The 21,272-nt window shown below is 59.1% G+C and carries 18 protein-coding genes and 5 pseudogenes; 19 read left to right on the forward strand and 4 right to left on the reverse strand.

The window, feature by feature from the left end; translation table 11 throughout:
• Positions 1 to 173: 173 nt before the first annotated feature.
• Positions 174 to 1,127 carry an AraC family transcriptional regulator gene (locus tag B4968_RS14400; RefSeq protein ID WP_161492595.1) on the reverse strand — a complete coding sequence of 318 codons (954 nt, stop codon included), beginning with the start codon at positions 1,125 to 1,127 and terminating at the stop codon, positions 174 to 176.
• A 209-nt stretch (positions 1,128 to 1,336) separates the two neighbouring features.
• On the opposite strand from B4968_RS14400, the gene B4968_RS14405 reads away from it, so the two are divergent.
• The 4 genes from B4968_RS14405 to B4968_RS14420 all read left to right on the forward strand — a co-directional run bounded on the left by B4968_RS14405 (position 1,337) and on the right by B4968_RS14420 (position 5,458).
• Positions 1,337 to 2,080 carry an SDR family oxidoreductase gene (locus B4968_RS14405; protein WP_083100084.1) on the forward strand — a complete coding sequence of 248 codons (744 nt, stop codon included), beginning with the start codon at positions 1,337 to 1,339 and terminating at the stop codon, positions 2,078 to 2,080.
• A 71-nt stretch (positions 2,081 to 2,151) separates the two neighbouring features.
• Positions 2,152 to 3,273 (forward strand): NADH:flavin oxidoreductase/NADH oxidase, encoded by a 1,122-nt coding sequence (locus tag B4968_RS14410; protein ID WP_083100106.1) that lies wholly within the window; start codon positions 2,152 to 2,154, stop codon positions 3,271 to 3,273.
• A 128-nt stretch (positions 3,274 to 3,401) separates the two neighbouring features.
• The gene (locus B4968_RS14415; protein WP_083100108.1) at positions 3,402 to 4,415 is read left to right on the forward strand and encodes a zinc-dependent alcohol dehydrogenase family protein; all 1,014 of its coding nucleotides are present in this window, start codon (positions 3,402 to 3,404) and stop codon (positions 4,413 to 4,415) included.
• Positions 4,416 to 4,453: 38 nt separating this feature from the next.
• On the forward strand, positions 4,454 to 5,458 hold the full coding sequence (locus tag B4968_RS14420) for a zinc-dependent alcohol dehydrogenase family protein (RefSeq protein ID WP_083100086.1): 1,005 nt from the start codon (positions 4,454 to 4,456) through the stop codon (positions 5,456 to 5,458).
• A gap of 254 nt (positions 5,459 to 5,712) precedes the next feature.
• Here B4968_RS14420 and B4968_RS14425 read toward each other — a convergent pair whose 3' ends face one another.
• Positions 5,713 to 6,366 carry a GntR family transcriptional regulator gene (locus B4968_RS14425; RefSeq protein ID WP_241525759.1) on the reverse strand — a complete coding sequence of 218 codons (654 nt, stop codon included), beginning with the start codon at positions 6,364 to 6,366 and terminating at the stop codon, positions 5,713 to 5,715.
• Positions 6,367 to 6,522: 156 nt separating this feature from the next.
• On the opposite strand from B4968_RS14425, the gene uxaC reads away from it, so the two are divergent.
• The 14 genes and pseudogenes from uxaC to B4968_RS14485 all read left to right on the forward strand — a co-directional run bounded on the left by uxaC (position 6,523) and on the right by B4968_RS14485 (position 18,047).
• Complete coding sequence (gene uxaC / locus B4968_RS14430) at positions 6,523 to 7,929, forward strand: glucuronate isomerase (protein WP_083100088.1); 1,407 nt, start codon at positions 6,523 to 6,525, stop codon at positions 7,927 to 7,929.
• Positions 7,930 to 8,004: 75 nt separating this feature from the next.
• A pseudogene (dctP, locus tag B4968_RS25280) lies at positions 8,005 to 8,402 on the forward strand (TRAP transporter substrate-binding protein DctP); the annotation flags it as partial.
• Between the two features lie 64 nt (positions 8,403 to 8,466).
• A pseudogene (gene dctP / locus B4968_RS25285) lies at positions 8,467 to 8,937 on the forward strand (TRAP transporter substrate-binding protein DctP).
• A 148-nt stretch (positions 8,938 to 9,085) separates the two neighbouring features.
• Positions 9,086 to 9,328 carry a TRAP transporter small permease gene (locus B4968_RS24580; RefSeq protein WP_241525760.1) on the forward strand — a complete coding sequence of 81 codons (243 nt, stop codon included), beginning with the start codon at positions 9,086 to 9,088 and terminating at the stop codon, positions 9,326 to 9,328.
• Entirely contained in the window at positions 9,325 to 9,522 is a 198-nt protein-coding gene (locus tag B4968_RS24585) for a hypothetical protein (RefSeq protein WP_241525761.1), read from the forward strand. Before B4968_RS24580 ends, B4968_RS24585 begins: the two co-directional genes overlap by 4 nt.
• A gap of 2 nt (positions 9,523 to 9,524) precedes the next feature.
• A complete protein-coding gene (locus tag B4968_RS14445; protein ID WP_083100090.1) occupies positions 9,525 to 10,805 on the forward strand; it encodes a TRAP transporter large permease in 1,281 nt (426 codons plus the stop codon).
• Between the two features lie 9 nt (positions 10,806 to 10,814).
• Entirely contained in the window at positions 10,815 to 11,120 is a 306-nt protein-coding gene (locus B4968_RS14450) for a cupin domain-containing protein (RefSeq protein WP_083100092.1), read from the forward strand.
• Between the two features lie 18 nt (positions 11,121 to 11,138).
• Positions 11,139 to 11,963 carry a 5-dehydro-4-deoxy-D-glucuronate isomerase gene (kduI, locus tag B4968_RS14455; protein WP_083100094.1) on the forward strand — a complete coding sequence of 275 codons (825 nt, stop codon included), beginning with the start codon at positions 11,139 to 11,141 and terminating at the stop codon, positions 11,961 to 11,963.
• Entirely contained in the window at positions 11,960 to 12,703 is a 744-nt protein-coding gene (gene kduD / locus B4968_RS14460) for a 2-dehydro-3-deoxy-D-gluconate 5-dehydrogenase KduD (RefSeq protein WP_083100096.1), read from the forward strand. Before kduI ends, kduD begins: the two co-directional genes overlap by 4 nt.
• A pseudogene (locus B4968_RS14465) lies at positions 12,675 to 14,154 on the forward strand (mannitol dehydrogenase family protein). The gene kduD and the pseudogene B4968_RS14465 overlap by 29 nt, the downstream one beginning before the upstream one ends.
• Positions 14,151 to 15,332, forward strand: coding sequence for a mannonate dehydratase (gene uxuA, locus B4968_RS14470; RefSeq protein ID WP_083100098.1), 1,182 nt, complete (start codon positions 14,151 to 14,153; stop codon positions 15,330 to 15,332). Before B4968_RS14465 ends, uxuA begins: the two are co-directional and overlap by 4 nt.
• 210 nt (positions 15,333 to 15,542) lie before the next feature.
• Positions 15,543 to 16,847 carry a UxaA family hydrolase gene (locus tag B4968_RS14475; protein ID WP_241525762.1) on the forward strand — a complete coding sequence of 435 codons (1,305 nt, stop codon included), beginning with the start codon at positions 15,543 to 15,545 and terminating at the stop codon, positions 16,845 to 16,847.
• A 278-nt stretch (positions 16,848 to 17,125) separates the two neighbouring features.
• On the forward strand, positions 17,126 to 17,392 hold the full coding sequence (locus B4968_RS14480; RefSeq protein WP_083100110.1) for a hypothetical protein: 267 nt from the start codon (positions 17,126 to 17,128) through the stop codon (positions 17,390 to 17,392).
• A 12-nt stretch (positions 17,393 to 17,404) separates the two neighbouring features.
• Positions 17,405 to 18,047: pseudogene (locus tag B4968_RS14485) on the forward strand (DUF1523 family protein).
• 129 nt (positions 18,048 to 18,176) lie between these two features.
• Here B4968_RS14485 and B4968_RS14490 read toward each other — a convergent pair.
• Positions 18,177 to 19,754: a DUF5928 domain-containing protein gene (locus B4968_RS14490; protein WP_083100102.1), complete on the reverse strand. Its 1,578-nt coding sequence runs from the start codon at positions 19,752 to 19,754 to the stop codon at positions 18,177 to 18,179.
• 139 nt (positions 19,755 to 19,893) lie between these two features.
• Between B4968_RS14490 and B4968_RS14495 the strand changes: the two genes are divergently transcribed.
• On the forward strand, positions 19,894 to 20,712 hold the full coding sequence (locus B4968_RS14495; protein WP_083100104.1) for a sulfotransferase family protein: 819 nt from the start codon (positions 19,894 to 19,896) through the stop codon (positions 20,710 to 20,712).
• 213 nt (positions 20,713 to 20,925) lie between these two features.
• Here the strand turns inward: B4968_RS14495 and B4968_RS14500 are convergent.
• Positions 20,926 to 21,272, reverse strand: a pseudogene (locus tag B4968_RS14500) (dihydroxy-acid dehydratase domain-containing protein); the annotation flags it as partial.

The raw sequence follows: 21,272 nt of genomic DNA on the forward strand, positions 1-21,272 counted from the left end.
CTTTGTTATGTTCAGCATCTCCAATAGCTTACCACGAAGCTCAAGCGCGGGAGGCTCGGCGGTATGTAAGAGAGTTGCTCAGGTCCGCTAGGGCGGCCACTGCGTGTATGATCCGGCGATATTGTTCCCTGCCTGTTAGCAAAAGCGCATGTGAGGCCGATTTGGTGGTTCTATCAATTTGGCTTTGAGGGGTGAGGCGCGAAGACGACCATTGGCTCAACAAAGGCTTCGGGTGAGGTACTGGCGCTGGCTCTTGCCGAGGTAGGCGGTTCGCCGAACAAACGCCGGTATTCACGACTGAATTGCGACAGGCTCTCATAGCCAACCTGATGCGCCGCATCGCCGACGCGCGCGGCGTCAAAAGCGATCATCCGGCGCGCGGCGTGCAGGCGCATGCGCTTGAGGTATTGCAAAGGCGAATGGCCCGTTGTCTCGCGGAACGTCCTGTGAAACGCCGAGGTACTCATTCCGGCCTCTCCTGCCAGGGTATCGACGGTGACAGTCCGCGCAATGTCACGCTGGATCGTCCGCACAACGCGGTCAATGCGGTCGTCGGATGTGGCGTACCGGGTTAGCGCCACCAATGCGGGGCCGCGCGGGCCGCGCAGGGCGTGATACAAGACCTCACGGCGCAGTTGCGGGCCAAGCAAAGCAGTTGAAACCGGGTCGCTGAGCGATCGCAGCAAACGGCCCGCGGCACAGTCCATCTCGGGTGAAACCGGCGCTGGTGCAACGGCTTGACCAAATTCGCCCGCGGCGCAGTCGGGAAACTGAAACCCTGCTTCCTCCATCTGAGCGATAAGAGGAATCAAATCCTGGCGACGCAGATCGACAAAGAGTCCGAACAGGGGTTCTTTGAGCGTCGCCTCTGTCGCGCACTCAAACGGTACGGGCATTGTCAGGACCAGATAGTTTGCTGGATCGTAGATGAACTGGCGATCGCCAAGATAGCCGACCTTGCGTCCCTGAAAGACCAGAACGATGCCGGAATCATAAATCAACGGCGCAGCGGGGCTGCCTTCTCGCCCCCAGAACATGCGTAGCCCGTCGATTTTGGTCGGGATCACGCCCGCGTTTTGAGGTCCGCAATGATGGGCAAGCATGTGGGCGCTGGGATCTTCGATCACGACGAACTCCTGAATGGGCAACATTTGAAAGACACAGATTTCAGTTTAGCCAGCTTGGGCGCTATTGCCATCATAGTCTTTCCAGAAGCAGAAATAGGCAAGTTGTTGGGCGAAACGTATCTTCTTACTTGTCTGATGCGGCACTAATTTCACGACATCAAGACGAACGCAGTGAATGCGCCTTGTTCAATAGTGAAGGAAGACATCCAATGAGTGACAATATCAAAAACAAAGTCGTTGTTATCACCGGGGCCAGCAGTGGGCTTGGCGCCGAAACGGGGCGTCATCTGGCAGAACGCGGTGCAAAACTCGTGCTGGCCGCGCGCCGTAAGGACAAGCTGGAGGCAGTGGGGGCCGAGATCACGGCCTTGGGCGCTGAGGTTCTGGTGGTCGAAACCGACGTCACCAGCAGCGCTCAGGTTCAGGCGATGATCGACGCCGCCATGGAAAAATTTGGCCGTATTGATGTGTTGGTTAACAATGCGGGCCTGATGGCCATCGCGCCGCTGGACGAGGCCAAGGTCGACGAGTGGGACCGGATGATCGACATTAACATCAAGGGTGTGCTGTACGGCATCGCCGCCGCACTGCCAGTGTTCCGCAAACAGGGCTCGGGCCATTTCATCAACCTGTCATCAGCGGCGGGTGTCAAGGTGTTCGCACCCGGCGGCACGGTCTATTCCGGCACAAAATTCGCTGTGCGGGCAATTTCGGAAGGATTGCGGATCGAGGCCGGCGCTGACATCCGCACAACATCAATCGAACCTGGCGCGATCCAGTCCGACCTGCCCGAGGGGTCATCGCACGAGGAAAGCGCAAACTTTGTACGCGAGTTCTATAAGCAGGCGATTCCGGCGTCGTCGGTGGCCCGCGCCATTGCCTTTGCAATCGAACAACCAGCGGATACTGATATAAATGAAATCATCCTGCGCCCAACCGTGCAGGAATTCTGACCAATGTTTCCCAGGGCCGACATCACGCCATGTCGGCCCTGGACCCGAAACGCCAACTCAAGGATCAGTCCATGACCAATTCCCTGTTTGAGCCGCTGCAACTGCGGGGCACCACTTTGACCAACAGGCTTGTTGTGTCGCCGATGTGTCAGTACAGCGCCGAAGAGGGAGTGGCCAACGACTGGCATTTTGCCAACCTAGCGCGGTTCGCGCTTGGCGGGTTCGGAGCTGTGTTTGTCGAGGCGACGGCGGTGTCGCCGGAGGGGCGGATCACTCACGGCGATCTGGGCCTGTGGAACGATGACCAGATTGCGCCGCTGCAGCGGATCGCGGGCTTTCTAAAGGATAACGGCGCGGTTCCAGCGATCCAGCTTGGCCCTGCAGGGCGCAGGGCGGCGGCGCAGCGCCCGTGGGAAGGCGACGGCCCGCTTACTGATGCGGATGCGGCGGCGCGGGGCGAAGGTCCTTGGCCGGTCATCGCCGCGAGCGCAATTCCCCACCGAGACGGCTGGCAAACCCCTCATGCGATGACCAAAGACGATCTTGAGGTCATGCGCGGCCAGTGGCGCCGCGCCACAGAACGTGCGTTGCAAGCAGGGTTTGAGATCGTGGAGGTTCATGCGGCGCATGGGTTTTTGCTGAACAGCTTCCTGTCGCCACTGGCCAACCTGCGCAACGATGACCACGGGGGCGACTTTGACAGCCGTCTTCGCTTTCCGCTCGAGATCGTTTCGATCGTCCGCGAGATCTGGCCCGCTGACCGCCCCGTTTTCGTCCGCCTGTCCGCAACCGACTGGGCTGAGGGAGGCTGGAACGGCGATGATACCGTCGAATTTGCCCGCAGGCTTAAGCGGCTTGGGGTCGATGTGGTCGACTGCTCCTCAGGCGGGGTTGCTTATCCAAAGCCGCCTCTGGCCGCTGATTACCAGACGCAGTTTGCATCGCGTGTTCACCGCGAGACCGACATGGCTGCGATGGCTGTGGGATTGATCGACGACCCAAAGGCAGCAGCCGCCCTGATTGCCGAGGGCCACGCCGATCTTGTGGCGCTTGCACGCGAAGCCCTGAATGATCCGAACTGGCCGCTGCATGCCCGCGCGGCCCTCGGGGCCGACCCGCTCGATTTCGACCTCTGGCCGGTTCAGGCGGGGCACTGGCTGCGCAACCGGGCGAGGGCGCGACTGGCTCAGTGATCCCCGGCTAAGCTCCGCTCCGAGAGCATTTACACCTGAAACCATCCCACTGAAGTATCGTATCCGACCCGAAAGGGCCGGGACCATTGTTGTGCGCAGCACACATGAAAAATGAACAGGACTTTCCCATGACAACTCCGACCATGCAGGCCTTGATGCTAGACGACTACACGACAGGCGCGTTCCGCCCGGCCCGGATTATTCGCCCCGTTCCGCAAGCAGGTGAGGTTCTGGTGCGGATCAAAGCCTCGGGCGTCAATCCCATCGACTACAAAATCCGCACAGGCGAAGCCCCCTATGCGATGCCGGAACTGCCCGCTGTGCTGGGCACTGACCTTGCCGGGGTGGTCGAGGCCGTCGGGGACGGCGTGGGGGAGGGCGCGGCGAGGTTCAAACCCGGCGACGAAGTTTATGGCCTGACCGGTGGCGTACGCGGCCTTGCGGGATCCCTGGCCGAATTTGCGGCGGTCGACGCCGATCTGCTGGCGCTCAAACCCCGCAATATATCGATGCGCGAGGCTGCAGCCATTCCTCTCGTTGCCCTGACCGCATGGGAAGGCTTGATCGACCGCGCCGATGTGCAGCCCGGCCACAAGGTTCTGGTGCAGGCCGGGGCCGGGGGTGTGGGCCACATGGCCATCCAGATCGCCCGCGCACGGGGAGCGCAGGTCTTTGCAACTGCGCGGCCACGTAGCCTTGAAACTCTTCGCGAACTTGGTGCGACCCCTATCGATATCACGACAACCAGCGTTCCGGGCTATGTCGGCCAACATACGAATGGCAACGGCTTTGACATCGTCTATGATACCGTCGGCGGTGATATTCTGGATGCCTCATTCGAGGCAGTTGCACACTATGGTCACGTGGTCAGCTGTGCGGCGTTCGGCCAGCACAGCCTTGCCACCGGCTCCCTGCGTGCAGCAACGTTGTCGGGCGTCTATGTCCTGCTCCCGATGATGAGCGGTAGCCTTCGCGCCCATCACGGCAAGATCCTGGGCGAGGTTGCGAGCCTTGTCGAGGCGGGTCACATCAAACCGCGTGTTGACCCCCGGCGCTTTGATCTGGACAGCGCGCTTGCCGCGCATCAGGCTGTCGAACAAGGCGGCGCATCGGGTAAAATTGTCATCGACGTCGCGGCCTGACGCCGTTGCCGACCAACACCAACGCATTGGAGATGCCTATGACTCGCATTGTTCGGTTTCACACCCTCGGTGGCCCTGAAGTGCTGCAGATCGAGCAGGCCGACCCCGCCGCGCCTGCCGCAGGTGAGGTGCGCATCCGGGTCCGGTCCATTGGCCTGAACCGGGCCGACGTCATGTTCCGGCGCTGGATATACATCGAAAAGGCGGTGCTGCCTTCGCGCCTGGGCTATGAGGCGTCGGGCATCGTCGAAGACCTTGGTGAAGGGGTCACGGGCTTTGCCCCCGGGGATGCTGTCAGCGTCATTCCCCCCATCGGATTGGGCCGCTATGGCACCTACGGCGAGAGCGCCACGGTCCCGGCCCGATATCTGGTGGCCAAACCGGACCGGCTTTCTTTCCACGAGGCTGCCTCGGCCTGGATGCAGTATATTACTGCCTATGGCGGGCTGATCGAGGCGGGGGGGCTGGAAAAAGGGGATTATGTCCTGATCACCGCAGCCTCAAGCAGCGTCGGAATCGCCGCCATCCAGATCGCGCTTTTGGTTGGTGCAATCCCGATCGCAACCACCATCAGCCGCGACAAGAAGCAGGCGGTTCTCGATCTGGGTGCCCCCTATGTTATCTCGGTTCGGGACGAGGATCTGGGCGAGGCGCTGGCGCGGATCACCGGCGCGCGCGGCCTGAACGTCGCCTTTGATGCCGTTGGTGGCCCGCAGGTTGAGGTCATCGCGGCGGGAATGGCCGCTGGAGGGGTCATCGTCTCGCATGGGATGTTGGATGCTGCGCCGACCCATTTCCCGTTGCGCCACGCGATCCGCAACAGCCTCATCATGCGTGGGTATGTCTTTACCGAAATTGTCGGAGACGATGCAAAACTGGACGCCGCGAAGCACTTTATCCTGGATGGGTTGGCGTCCGGCGCGCTGCAGCCGCTGATCGACAAGGTGTTTGATTTTGAGGATATCGTGAACGCGCACCGCTATCTGGAAAGCAACCAGCAGATCGGCAAGGTCGTTGTCGATGTGTGTCATCAAGGGGAGTGATTTAGGCAGGGTTCTGCAGTCGGACAATTGTGCAAAATGGGTCTCGGGTGCGTCACGCATCCTGTGATTATGCCGCCTGTGATTATGCTACCTGTGTTGGCCGAGACGGCGTGGTGCATGGGTAAAGGGCTGGCGAGGAGGCGGGCATCTCCCGCATTGCTTTGTCTGTTGCAATGATAGGGGTCAGTCGCCCGCGTCCATGAACCAGTTGTGATTTTCCGTTTTCATTTGGTCGATCAGGATCAGAATTCGGTTCAGATGCGAGGTGATGCAGGCGGTTCAGCATCGGTGTCGCGCGCCGAAATCGCGTTGATCAGCTTTACATGTTCTTCCAGAGCAAGGCGCTGCGATGAGGTCGTCAGCGACAGCATCCTGATCCGGTCCCTGTGTCCTTTGCTTTCGTGAATGAGATCCCAGACATAGTCGAGGTCTGAGCGCAGGCAAATTTCGCGGTGGAACTGGTCGTCCAGCGCGTGAAATTTTTTGCGATCATTCTGGGCAACAGCTTCGCGTTGCTGCTCAATCAGAGACCACAGGGCGGCCAGGCCGTCCGCGTCGATTTTCTCACAGGCGGTGCGACAGGTCTGGATTTCCAATGCAGCCCGAATATAGCGCGCCTGCAGCACGGCTTTTTCGGAAATCAGGCTCACCGTTGTGCTGCTTTGCGGGCGGATGAGCAGAAAGCCCAGCTTTGCCAGGCGCTTAAACGCCTCACGGACGGGCTGTCGTGAGACACCCATCTTTTTGGCAACCTCGGCTTCCGAGATCTTGGTGCGCGGTGGCAACGCCAGCGACAAAATATTTGCGTGCAGCTCTTCAAAGACATGATCCGCCACCGTTGGCGGGGTGATTGGCCGCAGCTGAGTGAGAGGCAAATCACCGTCTGTTTGCTGTACGGCGTTGTCCATAACTGTTCCCTCTAACTTGGCGTGACTTCTGTATACTTACACTCTTTCGCATGCTTCCTGCAACTGGGTTATTAGTTGACAGGTTAGTTTTGCCAGCCTAGGATATTAGTTAACCAGCCCGATGTGACTCGAGGATTGGAGCCCTGGGAGGGTGCAATGGGACTTTTGAATGACGATAGGCTGTTGCCGACAGATCCAGCTGTTCGCGGAGTTGCACGAGAGCTGTATGAGGGCGTTCGCGCTCTTCCGATCATCAGTCCGCATGGCCACACAGACCCGCGCTGGTTTGCTGAAAACGCCACCTTTCGGGACCCTGCGCAGCTGCTGGTGACGCCAGATCATTATCTGTATCGTATGCTGCACAGTCAGGGTATTCCGCTGGAGGCCCTTGGCATTGCCCGCGAAGATGGTGGTGACACCGAGCAGGACCCCCGTAAAATCTGGAGCCTGTTTGCCGCGAACTACCATCTGTTTCGCGGCACCCCCTCGCGCATTTGGGTGGACCATGTGCTGCAGGAAGTTTTTGGCGTAACTGAGCGTCTGTCGGCCAAAACGGGCGATGCCATCTATGACCAGATTGCCGACTGCCTGACGCAAGAGGCCTTTCGTCCCCGTGCGCTGTTTGAGCGGTTCAACATTGAGGCGATTTCAACCACCGAAAGCGCCATTGACGATCTGCACTGGCACAGGATGATCCGCGACAGTGGCTGGTCTGGCAACGTGATCACGGCCTATCGCCCTGACTCGGTTGTAGATCCTGAGTTTGCAGGCTTTGCGCAGTATGTTGCGACGCTGGGCGAGATGTCTGGTCAAGATACCAGCACCTGGGCAGGGTATCTTGCGGCGCACCGCAATCGCCGCGCCTTTTTCAAAAGCTTTGGTGCCAGATCCTCGGACCATGGGCATCCCACCGCGCGCACCGAAAACCTGTCGCAACAGGTCGCCGCTGCCCTGTTTGACAAGGCCCTGCAAGGCAGATGTTCGCCCGAAGAGGCGGATGCGTTTCGCGGTCACATGCTGACCGAAATGGCCCGGATGAGCCTGGACGACGGGTTGGTTCTGCAAATTCATCCCGGCTCCGTTCGCAATCATTCCGACAGCGTGATGGCAAAGTTTGGTCGCGACAAGGGCTTCGATATTCCAACCCGCACGGATTATGTCTCGGCCCTGCGCCCGCTGCTGAACGCGGTAGGCAGAGAGCCCGGCCTGACCATCATTCTGTTCACCCTGGATGAGAGCTCTTATGCGCGCGAGCTGGCGCCTTTGGCTGGTGTGTATCCCGCGCTGAAACTGGGCCCTCCCTGGTGGTTCCATGACAGCGCCGAAGGCATGAGGCGGTTCCGCGAAGCGGTGACCGAGACGGCAGGCTTTTATAACACCGTCGGTTTCAACGACGACACCCGCGCGTTCTGCTCCATCCCCGCACGACACGATGTGGCGCGGCGCGTAGATTGTTCATTTTTGGCCACATTGGTCGCCACAGGCAGATTGGACGCAGACGAAGCAGGCGAGGTTGCACAAGACCTCGCCTATGGCCTGGCAAAACAGGCGTACAAGCTCTGAGTGAGCAAATTTTCTGGGAGGAAAAACATGAAACTTACAAAAACGATAGGTGCCGCACTGCTGGCCAGCGTCGCAATGGTATCGGCGGCCACGGCCTGCGAGATCACCTTGCGGTCCTCTGACACGCATCCCGAAGGCTACCCCACAGTTGCCGCAGTGCAGGCCATGGGCGACATGCTGAAGGAGCGCACCGATGGGCGCCTCTGCATCGAGGTCTTTCACTCGGCGCAGCTGGGCGAAGAAAAAGACACCATCGAGCAGACGCAGTTTGGCGTGATCGACATGAACCGGGTGTCGCTTGGGCCCTTCAACAACATCATTGAAGAAACCCAAATTCCGTCGCTGCCCTATATCTTTCGCTCGGTGAGCACATGCACAAGGTCATGGATGGCGCTGTTGGCGGGCAAATCCTTGAAGCCTTTGGCGACCACGACCTGATCGGTCTGGGCTTTTTTGATGGCGGCTCACGCAGCTTTTACAACTCGCAAAAACCTATCACCTCGATGGAAGATATGGCGGGCCTGAAATTCCGTCGTCATGCAGTCGGATATGTTTGTCGACATGGTCAGCGCCCTGGGGGCGAATGCCACACCCATGCCCTATGGTCAGGTCTATTCCTCGATCCAGACCGGCGTGATCGACGGCGCCGAGAACAACTGGCCCTCCTATGACAGCTAGGGCCATTTTGAAGTTGCTAAATACTACACCCTGGATCAGCACCTGATCGTTCCCGAGGTTCTGGTCATGGCAAAATCCAGCTTTGATAAGCTCACCGCCGAAGATCAGGCGCTGGTCCGTCAGGCCGCCCGCGACGCGGTGCCAATCATGCGCAAGCTCTGGGCTGCACGTGAGCTGGAATCAGAGGCACGTGTGCGCAAAGCCGGTGTTGAAATCATCACCGACATCGACAAGACGCCGTTCATCGAGGCGATGGTGCCTGTCTATGAAAAATACGTGACTTCGCCCGTCCTGCAGCAGATGGTCGCTGATATTCAGGCAACTGAATAACTCTTCCCACGGGCCCGTACCCTTTGGGGGTGCGGGCCTTTTTTATGTAGAAAGACTGCTCAGTGAAAGACACGATGAGATCATTGGCCGTGGGGATCGGATTTGTGTCCCGTGCCGCCCTTTGGGGAGCGGGCGCGGGCTGGTCCTCATGACCGCGCTGATCGCGGCCCAGGTTTTCTGGCGCTATGTTCTGAATGACAGCATTATCTGGACCGAACCCGCCTCGGTCATGATCATGGGCTGGTTCATTTTTCTGGGCGCCGCCGTTGGGATCCGCGAGGGGTATCATCTGTCCTTTGACGTGATCCTGTACCTCGTGTCTGAGCGCACCAAGCTGTTTTTGTATTCTCTGTCTGATCTTGTCGTCTCGCGAGCTTTGGCCTCGGGATGATCTGGTACGGCTGGCAACTGGCCGCCAAGACGGCGGGCAATATGCTGCCCAGTCTTGGTATTTCAGGCGCATTTGACTTTGCGCCCCTGGTGGTTGGCGGCGGGTTGATTTTCCTCTTTTCAATAGAGCGCGTGGCCCGCCGCGCGTCCGGCCTGCCAACAGCACGTTTCGGCGAAGATCCGGTGGAGCAATAGACATGGAACTCTACATCCTTTTTGGCACCTTCTCCTTTTTGCTGCTGATCGGAACGCCGGTGGCCTTTTGCCTTGGTGTCTCCAGCTTTGCCACCATTGCCTACCTTGGCCTGCCGCCTGTCGTGGTGTTCCAGAGGCTGAACTCCGGCATCTCGGTCTTTGCCCTGATGGCCATTCCCTTCTTTATCTTTGCTGGTGATCGGATGGTGCGGGGCGATATTGCCCGCAGGCTGGTGGCACTTGCCGGAGCTTTTGTCGGGCATCTGCGCGGCGGTCTTGGTCAGGTGAACGTGCTGTCCTCGGTGATGTTTGGCGGCGTGTCAGGATCGGCGGCGGCAGATGCCTCGGCGGTTGGCGGGCTGATGGTGCCGCAGATGAAAGAGCGCGGCTATGACGTCGACTATGCGGTCAACATTACCGTTGTCAGCTCGATCATCGCGCTGATGCTGCCGCCCTCGCACAACATGATTATCTACTCCAACGCCGCCGGTGGCCGCATTTCTATCGCGGATCTGTTCACCGCAGGCATTATTCCTGGATTTCTGCTGGCGCTGGCGCTGATGGTTGCCGCCTGGTGGGTCGCGGTGCGCAAGGGCTATCCGGTGCAGCCCTTTCAGGGCTTTCGGATGATCGGCACGCTGTTTGTCTCAGCGGCTCCGGGTCTGATCCTGGTGGCCATCATTTTTGGTGGCGTCCGGTCAGGTATTTTCACCGCGTCTGAATCGTCAAACATTGCCGTCGTCTATGCCCTGTTCATCACGTTCTTTGTCTATCGCAGCCTCAGCTGGCATGACTTTGTTGAGGCAACGTTTGCCGCCGTGCGCACCACGGCTATGGTTTTGATGGTCATTGGCTGTGCGGCGGCCTTTGGCTGGCTGCTGGCCTACACCAAGGTGCCGGCGTCGATGGTGGCAGCGCTGCAGGGCGTGTCAAATAATCCGATTGTCATCCTGCTGCTGCTCAATGTGGTTTTGCTGATCTTGGGCACCTTCATGGATATGTCGCCGCTGATCGTCATCACCACGCCGATCTTTCTGCCGGTGGCCACGGCGTTTGGCGTCGATCCGGTGCATTTTGGCGTCATCCTGATTTTGAACCTCGGCATTGGCCTGTGCACCCCGCCTGTTGGAGCCGTGCTATTTGTGGGCTGCGCGGTTGGCCGCATTCCGGTCTGGGATGCTGTGCGCTCGATCTGGCCGTTCTATGGCGCGGCAATCGCTACGCTTTTGGTTGTCACCTACATTCCGGCGCTGTCGCTTTGGCTGCCGTCGCTGTTTCACTGAGGATCCCGCATGCGCTATCCAATCACCTCCCCTGATGAGGGCGTCACCCGCCAGGTGCTGGCCGAAAACCCCGAGCTGATGGTTGTCGCCTTTGGCTTTCAGGCCGGGGCTGAAGGCAAGCTTCACAACCACCCCCACGTCCAGTCCACCTTTGTCGAAAGCGGTCGCTTTCAGTTTCATATGGACGGCTCCGACTACGATCTGAGCGCAGGCGACAGCCTGATCATTCCCTCCAATGTGACGCACGGCTGTCTGTGTCTTGAGGCGGGCAGGCTCATCGACACCTTCACGCCGCGTCGCGATGATTTCCTTTGAAAAGAAAAGACCTGAACAATGCTGAAAACCCAGACACGATATGCAATCGACCCCGCCACCGCCAAGACGCTGGATACCGACCAGCTTCGGGATCACTTTCACGTGGGCGGGCTGTTTGCCGAGGGTGAGATCAACCTGGTCTATAGCCACTATGACCGCATGATCCTTGGCTCTGCAGTGCCCGCAGGTAAGGCTCTAACACTAGAGAAAATGGCAGAAACCGGCACCGCAAACTTCCTGGAGCGCCGCGAGATGGGGGTTTTGAATATTGGGGCCACCGGCACGGTCAGCGTTGGGGGCGAAACCTACACAGTGGAAAACGGCGAGGTGCTCTATGTGGGGATGGGCGCGGGGGCTGTCAGCTTTGCCGGCGCCGGGCGGTTCTATATTCTGTCGGCGCCGGCGCATCACAGCTATCCGACCAAATTGATCAAACTGGCCGATGCACGCCGCGTCGAGATGGGATCACGCGAAACCGCCAACGAGCGTGTCATCATCCAGCTTTTGCATCCCGAAGTCTGCCAGAGCTGTCAGTTGCTGATGGGCTACACCCAGTTTGCCGAGGGCTCGGTCTGGAACACCATGCCAGCCCACCTGCATGACCGCCGCATGGAGGCCTATCTGTATTTCGAACTGCCTGAGGGGCAGCGGGTTTTTCACATGATGGGCGAGCCCGACCAGACCCGCCACATCATTATGGCCAATGAAGAGGCGGTTCTGTCGCCGCCCTGGTCGATCCACGCCGGCGCAGGCACGTCCTCTTATACCTTCTGCTGGGCAATGGCCGGCGATAACGTTGATTTCTCCGACATGGATATGATCCCGATGGAGGCATTGCGGTGAGCAACCCGCTTTCACTCGAAGGTCGCCGCGCGCTTGTGACAGGCGCCAACACCGGCATCGGTCAGGCCATCGCAACGGGTCTGGCGCAGGCGGGCGCAGAGGTCATCTGCGCCGGCCGCCGCACCTGTGACGAAACCGTCGCAATGATCACTCAGGCCGGTGGCACTGCCTCGTCCGTGTTGGTCGATTTTGCCGATCCAATGGCGGGGCAGGACCTGTTTGCCGACCAAGGCATCGACATCCTGGTGAACAACGCCCGCATCATTCGCCGCGCCGATGCGCTGGATTTTTCAGAAGAGGACTGGGACGCGGTGATGGACGTCAACCTGAAGGCGCTGTTCTTCACCACCCAGGCCTTTGCGCGCGAGGTTCTTGCCACAGGAACTCACGGCGCGGTCGTTAATATCGCTTCGCTGCTGTCTTTCCAGGGCGGCATCCGGGTGCCCTCCTATACCGCCTCCAAACATGGTGTGTCGGGCGTGACCAAGCTGCTGGCAAATGAATGGGCCACAAAGGGCATCAATGTAAACGCCGTGGCGCCGGGTTATATCGAGACCAACAACACCGAGGCCCTGCGGGCAGACCCTGACCGCAACGCAGCAATTCTGGACCGTATTCCAGCGGGGCGGTGGGGGCAGCCCTCTGACATTGCGGGTGCTGCTGTGTATCTGTGCACGCCTGCTGCGGGCTACATTCACGGCGCCACTTTGAATGTTGATGGAGGCTGGCTTGCCCGTTGAGCACCTGACACGTGAACGCCAGGCCATCGCGCCTCTGGCGGCCTCGAACGCCCCGCGCCCGGCGACGGGCATTGTGCATCTGGGGCTTGGCGCCTTTTTTCGCGCCTTTGGCTGCGTCTATATCGCGGATGCCATGCGGGCCTCGGGCGGTGACTGGGGCATTGTCGGCGTCTCCCTGCGCAGTGCTGAGACGCGCGATGCGCTGCAGGGGCAGGGCTGGGCCTATACCTCTGTCTCGCTGGGCCCTAATGGCGCAACCCCGCGCGTCATCGAAGTGCTCAATGAGGTGCTGGTGGCGCCGGAAGAGCCGCAGCGGGTGCTGGAGGTAATGTGCGCGCCTGCAGTCAAGATTGTGTCGCTGACGGTGACGGAGAAGGGCTAATTGCCACAACCCGGCGACGGGGGCGCTGAACCTTGACCATCCTGACATCCAGCATGATCTGAGCCATGATCTGCCGGTCTCGGCGCTTGGCTATATTGTGCGCGCCCTGCAGATGCGGCGCGGGGCTGGCCTGCCTCCGTTCACCGTGCTGTGCTGCGATAACCTGCCGGAAAACGGCCACCTATTGCAGGGGCTGGTGGCTGAATTTGCCGGTCTGATTGACCCGGATCTGGCTACCTGGATTGACAGCAACGCGCGCTTTCCCTGCACCATGGTTGACCGTATCACCCCCGCAACAACGGCGGCTGACATCGCAGATCTGCCGGGCCTGACCGGCTACCGGGATGCGGCACCTGTAATGCATGAGCCCTTTGCCCAATGGGCCGTAGAGGATAATTTTGTGGCACGCCAGCGCCCGGATCTGGCGGCGGCCGGGGTTGAGCTGGTGAGCGATGTCAGCGCCCATGAGCATATGAAGCTCAGGATGCTGAACGGCACCCACTCGGCCCTGGCCTATACCGGCTATCTGGCAGGCCATGAGACCATTGCCGAGACCATTGCTGACCCCATCTTTGACGCCTATGCACGCGCCCTCTGGTCTGAGATCATGCCAACGGTGACGCCTCCCTCCGGCGTCGACCTTGCGGATTATGCGCAGGCGCTGCGTGATCGCTACGCCAACCCCAACATCCGGCACCGGACCTGGCAGATTGCCATGGATGGTAGCCAGAAGCTGCCACAGCGCATTCTGGGCACATTGGAAGACATTCTGGCGGCAGGCCGCGCCGCGCCGATGCTCTGTTTGGCGGTGGCGGCCTGGATGCGCTATGTCGGCGGAACCGATGAAAAGGGAGCGCCGATAGACGTGAAAGACCCCCTTGCGGAGCGGCTGCGCCAGCTGTCAGATGCCGCCCGAACCCCAGAAGAGCTGGTCACCTCATTGCTCGCTGTGCGAGAGATTTTCCCAGCCGATCTGGCCGCGAAACTGCAAGACCCCGTCACCGAAGCCGCGTCCACGTTATGGAGGGCCGGCGTTCGGGGCACACTTTGTGCGGGGGTGACGCCATGATGGAGAGCTGGCGCTGGTATGGCGAGTTTGACCCGATCTCACTGGCTGAAATTCGCCAGACCGGTGCAAAGGGCATTGTCACAGCCCTGCATGATATTCCCTATGGTGAGATCTGGCCTGCGACTGCGATCCGGGCGCGCAAGGCTCAGATCACCGAGGCTGGGTTCGCGTGGCAGGTTGTCGAGAGCCTGCCCATTCATGAGCGCATCAAACGCGGCGAAGGAGATCTTGCGCCTCTGTTTGCGAATTACCGTCAGTCGATGGCCAATCTGGCAGCTGAGGGCGTGACGACGATCTGCTACAATTTTATGCCTTTGCTGGATTGGACACGCACGGATCTGGCGGCCCCCTGCGCAGATGGCGCCACCTGTCTGCGCTTTGATGCGGTGCGCATGGCGGCCTTTGAAATCCATATGATCGGGCGTGACGCTGCCCAGCAGGATTACCCACCAGAGGTGCTGAGCAGGGCTGCTATCTGGTTTCAGCAGGCCACGCAGAATGACCAGCAGGCGCTGCTGGCGGCGATCATGGCGGGATTGCCGGGGGCATTTGATCGCTACGACAGCGCGGGCCTGCGGGCTGCCCTGTCCGCCCATGAGGGCATCGACCGGGGCGTTTTGCGCAGCAACTTCAAAAGATTTCTCGGTGAGGTCCTGCCAGCTGCCGAGGATCTTGGCATCAGGCTTGCGGTGCACCCGGATGACCCGCCACGCGACATTCTGGGCCTGCCGCGTATCGTGTCCTGCCAGGAAGATCTGGATTGGATTTTTGCTGCCAATGACAGCCCTGCCAATGGGCTGACGCTGTGTTCTGGCTCATTGGGTGCGAACCCGCATAATGACGTGGTGGCGATTGCTGCCCGCTTTGCCGGTCGCATCCATTTTGCCCACCTGCGCAATGTGCGCAAGGATCCGGATGGCTCGTTTGAAGAGGCGGCACATCTGGAGGGCGACACGGAGATGGTGGCTCTAATCAAGGTGATTTTGGCTGAACAGGCCCGGCGGCGCGCTGCAGATGTGCCTGCGCGACAGGGGCATGACATCCCTTTTCGGCCGGATCATGGCCACCATATGTTGTCTGACCTGAGCCGCGATCTCATTCCCGGCTATCCGCTGATTGGACGGCTGCGTGGACTGGCAGAGCTACGGGGTGTCATCAGCGGCCTGTCGCATGTTTGAGCCACTGATCCTGCACCCAAGCGACACTGTTGCCGTGCTGACAAAACGCGCCGAGGCAGGGGAAGATCCTCTGAAGCCGGCGCGTCGCTGAGTACTGCGGTCCCGGTCGGCCATAAGATCGCACGCCGTGACATTGCCACCGGCGAAGCCATCGTCAAATTTGGCCAGTTCATTGGCAAGGCGACCGCTGACATTGCCCAGGGCGCACATGTGCATAGCCATAATTGTGCCTTTGCCAACCCACGTCAGGACTATGCGACCAGAGAGGGTTTAGAGACTGTTATTAAGGCTATTCCCAAACGCGCGGCGCTAACCTTTCAGGGTTACGGTCGCGCTGACGGGCGGGTGGGCACCCGCAACTACATTGCTCTGGTGGCGACGGTGAATTGCTCTGCGACGGTGATCAAACGCGCCGCGGCCGAGCTGGAGCTGTCGGGAGTGATCGCGCAATATGCCAATGTCGATGGCATCGTGGCCCTGGCGCATGGCACGGGCTGCGGCATGGCCGCAAGCGGGCGCGGCTATGACATTCTGGATCGGGTTCTGTGGGGCCACGCCACCCATCCAAATGTGGGGGCAACCGTGTTTGTCGGGCTTGGCTGCGAAGTGATGCAGATCGCGCGGATGCAGTCGCATTTTGGCGAGGCGGGCACCGACCGGTTTCATGCGCTGACCATTCAGGCCATGGGCGGCACCCGGGCGACGATTGATGCCATCAAGGCGCATGTTCTCTCGCTCCTGCCAGGGGTCAATCAGGCGCGCCGGACGCCGCACCCCATGTCAGCCCTGCGTATTGCTTTGCAATGTGGCGGCTCCGACGGGTTTTCATCGATCACCGCAAACCCGGCGCTGGGTGTGGCAAGCGATCTGATCGTGGCGCAGGGCGGCACAGCCATCCTGTCTGAAACACCGGAAATATACGGCGCCGAGCAACTGTTGTTGCGCCGGGCCAGCTCTGCCGCTGTGGCGCAAAAGCTGATCGCGCAAATCAAGTGGTGGGAGAGATACGCGGCTGACAATGGTGGCTCAATGGACAACAATCCAAGCCCCGGAAACAAACAAGGCGGCATCACGACGATTTTGGAGAAGTCACTGGGCGCCGTTGCCAAGGCGGGTGCTACGCCGCTCACGGCCGTCTATGACTATGCCGAGCGGGTGAGCACCGCTGGTTTTGTCTTTATGGATACGCCGGGCTATGATCCGGTTTCCGCCACCGGCCAGATTGCAGGCGGCGCGCAGATCGTGGTCTTCACAACCGGACGCGGCTCTGCCTTTGGCTCGAAACCGAGCCCGACACTGAAGGTTGCGACATCCGACAAACTGTTTGCACAGATGCCTGACGACATGGATCTGAACACCGGTGATATTGTGTCGGCTGGCGTCTCCATTGCAGCGAAGGGTCAGGAAATCTTTGACCACATTGGCGCAGTGGCCTCTGGAGAGGTAACAAAATCAGAGGCGCTGGGCCTTGGCGACAATGAATTTGTGCCTTGGCAAATCGGCGCGGTGATGTAGTAGGGCCTCTCTCTCTGTCCGGGATTTAAACCAATCGGACTCTGGCGTGTGTCACATCAGCAGTGCCTTGCGCGGCAAAATATGAAACGTTTCATAGTGGTAATTTGGCAAAGGCGTCATGCTGTGTCGCTCTGGCCTTGCGGACTTGCCTGGGGCATAATTCAATCGGGGTGGATCACACCCGCAGCCGGGGATCTCTGCCGAAGGATGTCTTGTGCCTCAACCGCGCCAGAAGAGAGTGCGCTCTGGCGCAGTTTGTGCCAGAAAAAGGAGCCGAAATGTTTACCTTTCTACGTCTGGTGCTGCTGCTGGTTGTGGTCCTGACCCTGATCTATGCTGCGGTCTCGCTCTACTCCCGCGAGCAACGTCGCGCCAAGCTGAAGCGCCGCTGGAAAGACAAGGGGTTGACCGGAGACCGGCAGGCCTTCATCCAGCGGGGGTTAAACCAGTACGACCACTCTTTTCGGCGCCGGTTGGTCCTTTTGGTCTATATCCTGCCATTGGGGGCGATCGCTCTGATAATCTATGTGATAAATTTTAGCTGAGGTTCCTGTGTGATGGCCTATATCAAATGGATTTTTTTGATCACTGTCTGGGGCTGCTTCGCAGCGTTCCTGCACTATACCCTGCCGCAGTATGATGTGGTGCGGATCGTCAGCACCTATGAGGAACGCCAGGAGCTGGATACCTGGAAACGCGTTTTCTGGTCTACGCCTGACAACCAGTCACAGGCGGCAGTGACGCGGGATGTACAGTTCATTCAGGCGTTCAATGCCGGTGGCGATGCAATGGTCTATCGCAACGAAGATACCGGCTGGCATTGGCCGCCCTATTTCAAGTTCGACACGGCCAACCTCTATACCGAGGCCAATGACGCGATTTCGACCAAAGACGACCCTGAGTGGGTTTCCGTTTTGCATTATGGCCGGCGCAGCATCTTCCTGTCGAGTTTTCCCAACGCGATCTCGATCACGCCCGTCACGGGGCCCTGAAGATAAGCCGCTCAATTGGTTCAATATCGTCTTTCTGACACTGCTGGCGGCCCTGTTCTGGGCGATTTACACCCGCTGGCGCCGGTTCCGCCGGGACCGGATTGATCCCCTGTTAGAGAATGTCGAAGACAGCCTCTATACCGCCGGCGACTCGATTTCTGACAGCCGCAGCCGTCTGCGCCGGTGGTTTGGCAGCTGGGGAAGCTGAGGCAAGTTTGGCTGGGTCCTTTGGGGACGGCCGGCTTGTTCTGTCAGGCCAGTTCGGTCAGGCCAGATCGCTCAGGCCAGTTTTGTCAGGCCAGAATGAGCCAACGCCGGGCAACGCCCCTCCCGTGGCCTAGTCAACAAAGAGGTTGCGGGTTGCTGCCAGTTCTGTGGCTGCCTCCTCTGGGAGGCTGAAGAACTGCATCAGGCGCTTTGCATTGTCTGCAACACTGTCTGCCTCGCGGATGACCGTATAGTTTGCAAAGCCTGCATCGCGAATACGGTCGGCCTCATAGAAGATATCATTGCGGATTGTCGGCAGCAGGCGGTCCAGCGTCTGCTTCGGCGTGCGCTCACCTGCGAGGCCAACCCGGTTGGCATGGGCAACCAGATAGTCATCGTCAAATTCACATTCGATCTGCAAGGTGCGCGTTGTTGAGCGATCCGAGTTGAAGTCGATCATCAGATCCAGCGCCGAAGGGTCCAAACAGATGACAAGGCGGTCGGTGTCAAAATACTCAAACAGCATACGCATCAGGGCCCGCCGGTGCCGGGTACGTTTGCCCAGGGAGGCCTCAATACCGCCAAGGTCCGGCAAGGGGGTACCCTCTTCATGAAAGAGGTAGTCGATGGCCGGGATATCGGTGCTGTTGCGCAGCTGCTGCATCAGGCGCTTGGCAACTTGCCACTTTTTGCAGACCACAATCATCAACTCGCGTTCGCGCCCAAGCGAGCTTTCCTTCTCCCAGAATCGGGTGGCAAACCGCCGACCAATACGGCCGCGCTGCGCCAAAAATTTGTAGAGGCTGCGCCCCTCGTTGGAGATTTGAAAGCTGACGCCCTGTGCGGCGTAGAGGCGACCCAGACGCAGTTTCAGCTCTTTTGCATCGGGGCTGATTTTGCGGGCAAAGAGAAAATCCTGACTGAGCAGCAGATCGTAGTGATCATTGTAAAAATTCACCGGCATCCCGTAGTCGGTAAACATCAGAAACGTCAGTGTGCGGCTGTCGATCTCAGATCCGGGCACCAGATGGCGCACCAGGGTCTGAAAGAAGGTCTCGTCCGGAATCCAGGTGGTCTGGAAGAAGCGGATAATATCTTTCCGTTTTTCAATCAGATCGAAGATGGCCTCAACGGTGCGCCGTCGCAGGCACCACCACTGGCTGCCAATCTGCACCTGGAGGTCGGCGGGTATCTTGCGCTGTAGGCCGAGTTTCTTTTGCAGGGTGACGCTGGCGTAGAACAGGGCCTTGTGGCTGCGCTCGTTCAGGAAGTGACGGTAGATCAGCCGTTCTTCCTTCATACCGGTTTTGATCCAGTCGCTCTCGAAAAAGTCAAAGCTTTCGACAAAATCACTGTCATGGCGGTCGAGGAAATCATGGGCGTATTCAGCGGTTTTGATCGCCATGCAGTCGCCTGATAACATGTAGAAATGTGTAGCGCGGGGGAAATCAGCCATGGCGCTGCTCAGGGCGTGCAGGGTGGCCTGAACCAGAGACCATTCGCCCCAGCCGCATTTGACCCGCTTGCTGGCAAAGCAGACGTTGGGATTGCTATCCAGGGCTTTGCGAATACTGGCATAGTCCGCTGGACTGGCGCTGCGGTCAAAGTGGATGGACATGTAGTCGTCGGCCGCTGTGAGCTGTTCGGCCTGCTGGATGATCGCTTCGGGATCCTTGTGGCAGAGCAGAATATACGCAGTTTTTGCCATTTTGGAGACGATGCACCCTGTTATGAGTTAATTGTCTCCTTGATAAGGGCGGGAGCGCATTGAATAAACCAGATTATTTGAATTTTCTGCTGAGATGTGGATTGTGCAGTCAGAGCTGCGCATATGGAGGATGGCTTATATGGGATTTCCGGGCACCTGGATGACCGAAACCGAGAGCGTTATTTATCGTGTGGTGCCAAAATGCGCCTGCTCGACCATTGGCCAGATCCTTTATTATTCTGATCACGGGCAGTTTTTTGACGGCGATATCCATGATGCGAAAGACGGGCTGCATAAATGGGCGCTGGATCACAGTCAGGGACCAATCAGCCGCAATGTGCTGGGGCAGAAAACCTATGCGTTTACCTGCGTGCGCAACCCCTATACCCGGGTGCTGAGCTCGTTCTTTGACAAGATCTGCGGCATTCAGCGCAACGGCAAGCGCTATCGCGGCAATCTGGTGCCCAAGCTGATGTATGAATATGGCATCGAGGTTGGTGGCGACGATGGCAAGCAGGAGTTCGACCAGATCCAGAGCTTCCGCCGGTTTCTATTGTTTGTGCGCGACAGCATCCGTTTTCGCCGCCCGATGGATCCGGATATTCACTGGTCAGCGATGTCGGGGCATGTTTCGACCTTCATCTGGAATGGGGGGCGCTACAACAAGATCTTTTGGACCGAGGCCTTTAACGACGGCATGCAGGATGTATTGGACGCCATTGACACACCGCATGCGGTTGATCTGAGCCGTATCCCCCGGTTCAATGAGAGTGAGGGGCACGGACCCAAGCGGGCGCATCCGGTTGAGGACTATTTCGACGACCTGTCGATGCACCTGATCTATGAGATCTACAAACGCGACTTTGAGCTGTTCAAATATGATTTTGAAAACCCAGCCAACAAGATGCCGATTGGTGAAATCGATCTTGATGAGGTCCATGCCAAGCTAGGTGAGTAGCCTTGCAAAAAAAGGGGGGGCTCCCGCCCGTCCTGTGGGCATTAAAATGCCCTTGCCCAGTTGGGCCGGGCGCCGCGCTGGCGCGCGGCGCGGCTGCGTACCGTTGCTGTGCAGCCTGTTTGAAGCCAGTCTCAAAATGAGACAGGCCTGAAAATGAAACAGGCCCCGGTGAATACCCACCGGAGCCTGCCTTTCAATCATCCCTGAGGGCGCTTATGCGTCGTAGTCCTCGGGCAACTCGCGAACGGCGCCTTTGGCGGCGGAGGTGGCCAGCATGCCATAGGCCTTTAGGGCCTTTGAGACCTTGCGCTTGCGCGGTTTTGCGGGCTTCCAGCCAGTGGCGTCCTGTGCTGTGCGACGCTCGGCGAGGATTTCTTCTGAGACCGCCAGATTGATCGACCGGTTCGGAATGTCGATTTCGATCTTGTCACCGGTTTGAACCAGACCAATGGTGCCGCCCTCGGCCGCCTCGGGCGAGACGTGACCGATGGACAGGCCCGACGTGCCGCCGGAGAAGCGGCCATCGGTCAGCAGGGCGCAGTCTTTGCCCAGACCTTTGG

Origin of the sequence: Pseudophaeobacter leonis (genome assembly GCF_002087335.1) — a bacterium.
GTDB classification, from domain to species: Bacteria; Pseudomonadota; Alphaproteobacteria; order Rhodobacterales; family Rhodobacteraceae; genus Pseudophaeobacter; species Pseudophaeobacter leonis.

Excerpts from the sequence above, each read along its gene's own strand:
- kduI (WP_083100094.1), top strand. The coding sequence starts at position 11,139 with ATGCTGAAAACCCAGACACGATATGCAATCGACCCCGCCACCGCCAAG.
- B4968_RS14420 (WP_083100086.1), top strand. The coding sequence starts at position 4,454 with ATGACTCGCATTGTTCGGTTTCACACCCTCGGTGGCCCTGAAGTGCTG.
- B4968_RS24580 (WP_241525760.1), top strand. The coding sequence starts at position 9,086 with ATGACCGCGCTGATCGCGGCCCAGGTTTTCTGGCGCTATGTTCTGAAT.
- B4968_RS14480 (WP_083100110.1), top strand. The coding sequence starts at position 17,126 with ATGTTTACCTTTCTACGTCTGGTGCTGCTGCTGGTTGTGGTCCTGACC.
- uxaC (WP_083100088.1), top strand. The coding sequence starts at position 6,523 with ATGGGACTTTTGAATGACGATAGGCTGTTGCCGACAGATCCAGCTGTT.
- B4968_RS14450 (WP_083100092.1), top strand. The coding sequence starts at position 10,815 with ATGCGCTATCCAATCACCTCCCCTGATGAGGGCGTCACCCGCCAGGTG.
- B4968_RS14490 (WP_083100102.1), bottom strand. The coding sequence starts at position 19,754 with ATGGCAAAAACTGCGTATATTCTGCTCTGCCACAAGGATCCCGAAGCG.
- B4968_RS14425 (WP_241525759.1), bottom strand. The coding sequence starts at position 6,366 with ATGGACAACGCCGTACAGCAAACAGACGGTGATTTGCCTCTCACTCAG.
- B4968_RS14415 (WP_083100108.1), top strand. The coding sequence starts at position 3,402 with ATGACAACTCCGACCATGCAGGCCTTGATGCTAGACGACTACACGACA.
- B4968_RS14495 (WP_083100104.1), top strand. The coding sequence starts at position 19,894 with ATGGGATTTCCGGGCACCTGGATGACCGAAACCGAGAGCGTTATTTAT.
- uxuA (WP_083100098.1), top strand. The coding sequence starts at position 14,151 with ATGATGGAGAGCTGGCGCTGGTATGGCGAGTTTGACCCGATCTCACTG.
- B4968_RS14405 (WP_083100084.1), top strand. The coding sequence starts at position 1,337 with ATGAGTGACAATATCAAAAACAAAGTCGTTGTTATCACCGGGGCCAGC.
- B4968_RS24585 (WP_241525761.1), top strand. The coding sequence starts at position 9,325 with ATGATCTGGTACGGCTGGCAACTGGCCGCCAAGACGGCGGGCAATATG.
- B4968_RS14410 (WP_083100106.1), top strand. The coding sequence starts at position 2,152 with ATGACCAATTCCCTGTTTGAGCCGCTGCAACTGCGGGGCACCACTTTG.
- B4968_RS14445 (WP_083100090.1), top strand. The coding sequence starts at position 9,525 with ATGGAACTCTACATCCTTTTTGGCACCTTCTCCTTTTTGCTGCTGATC.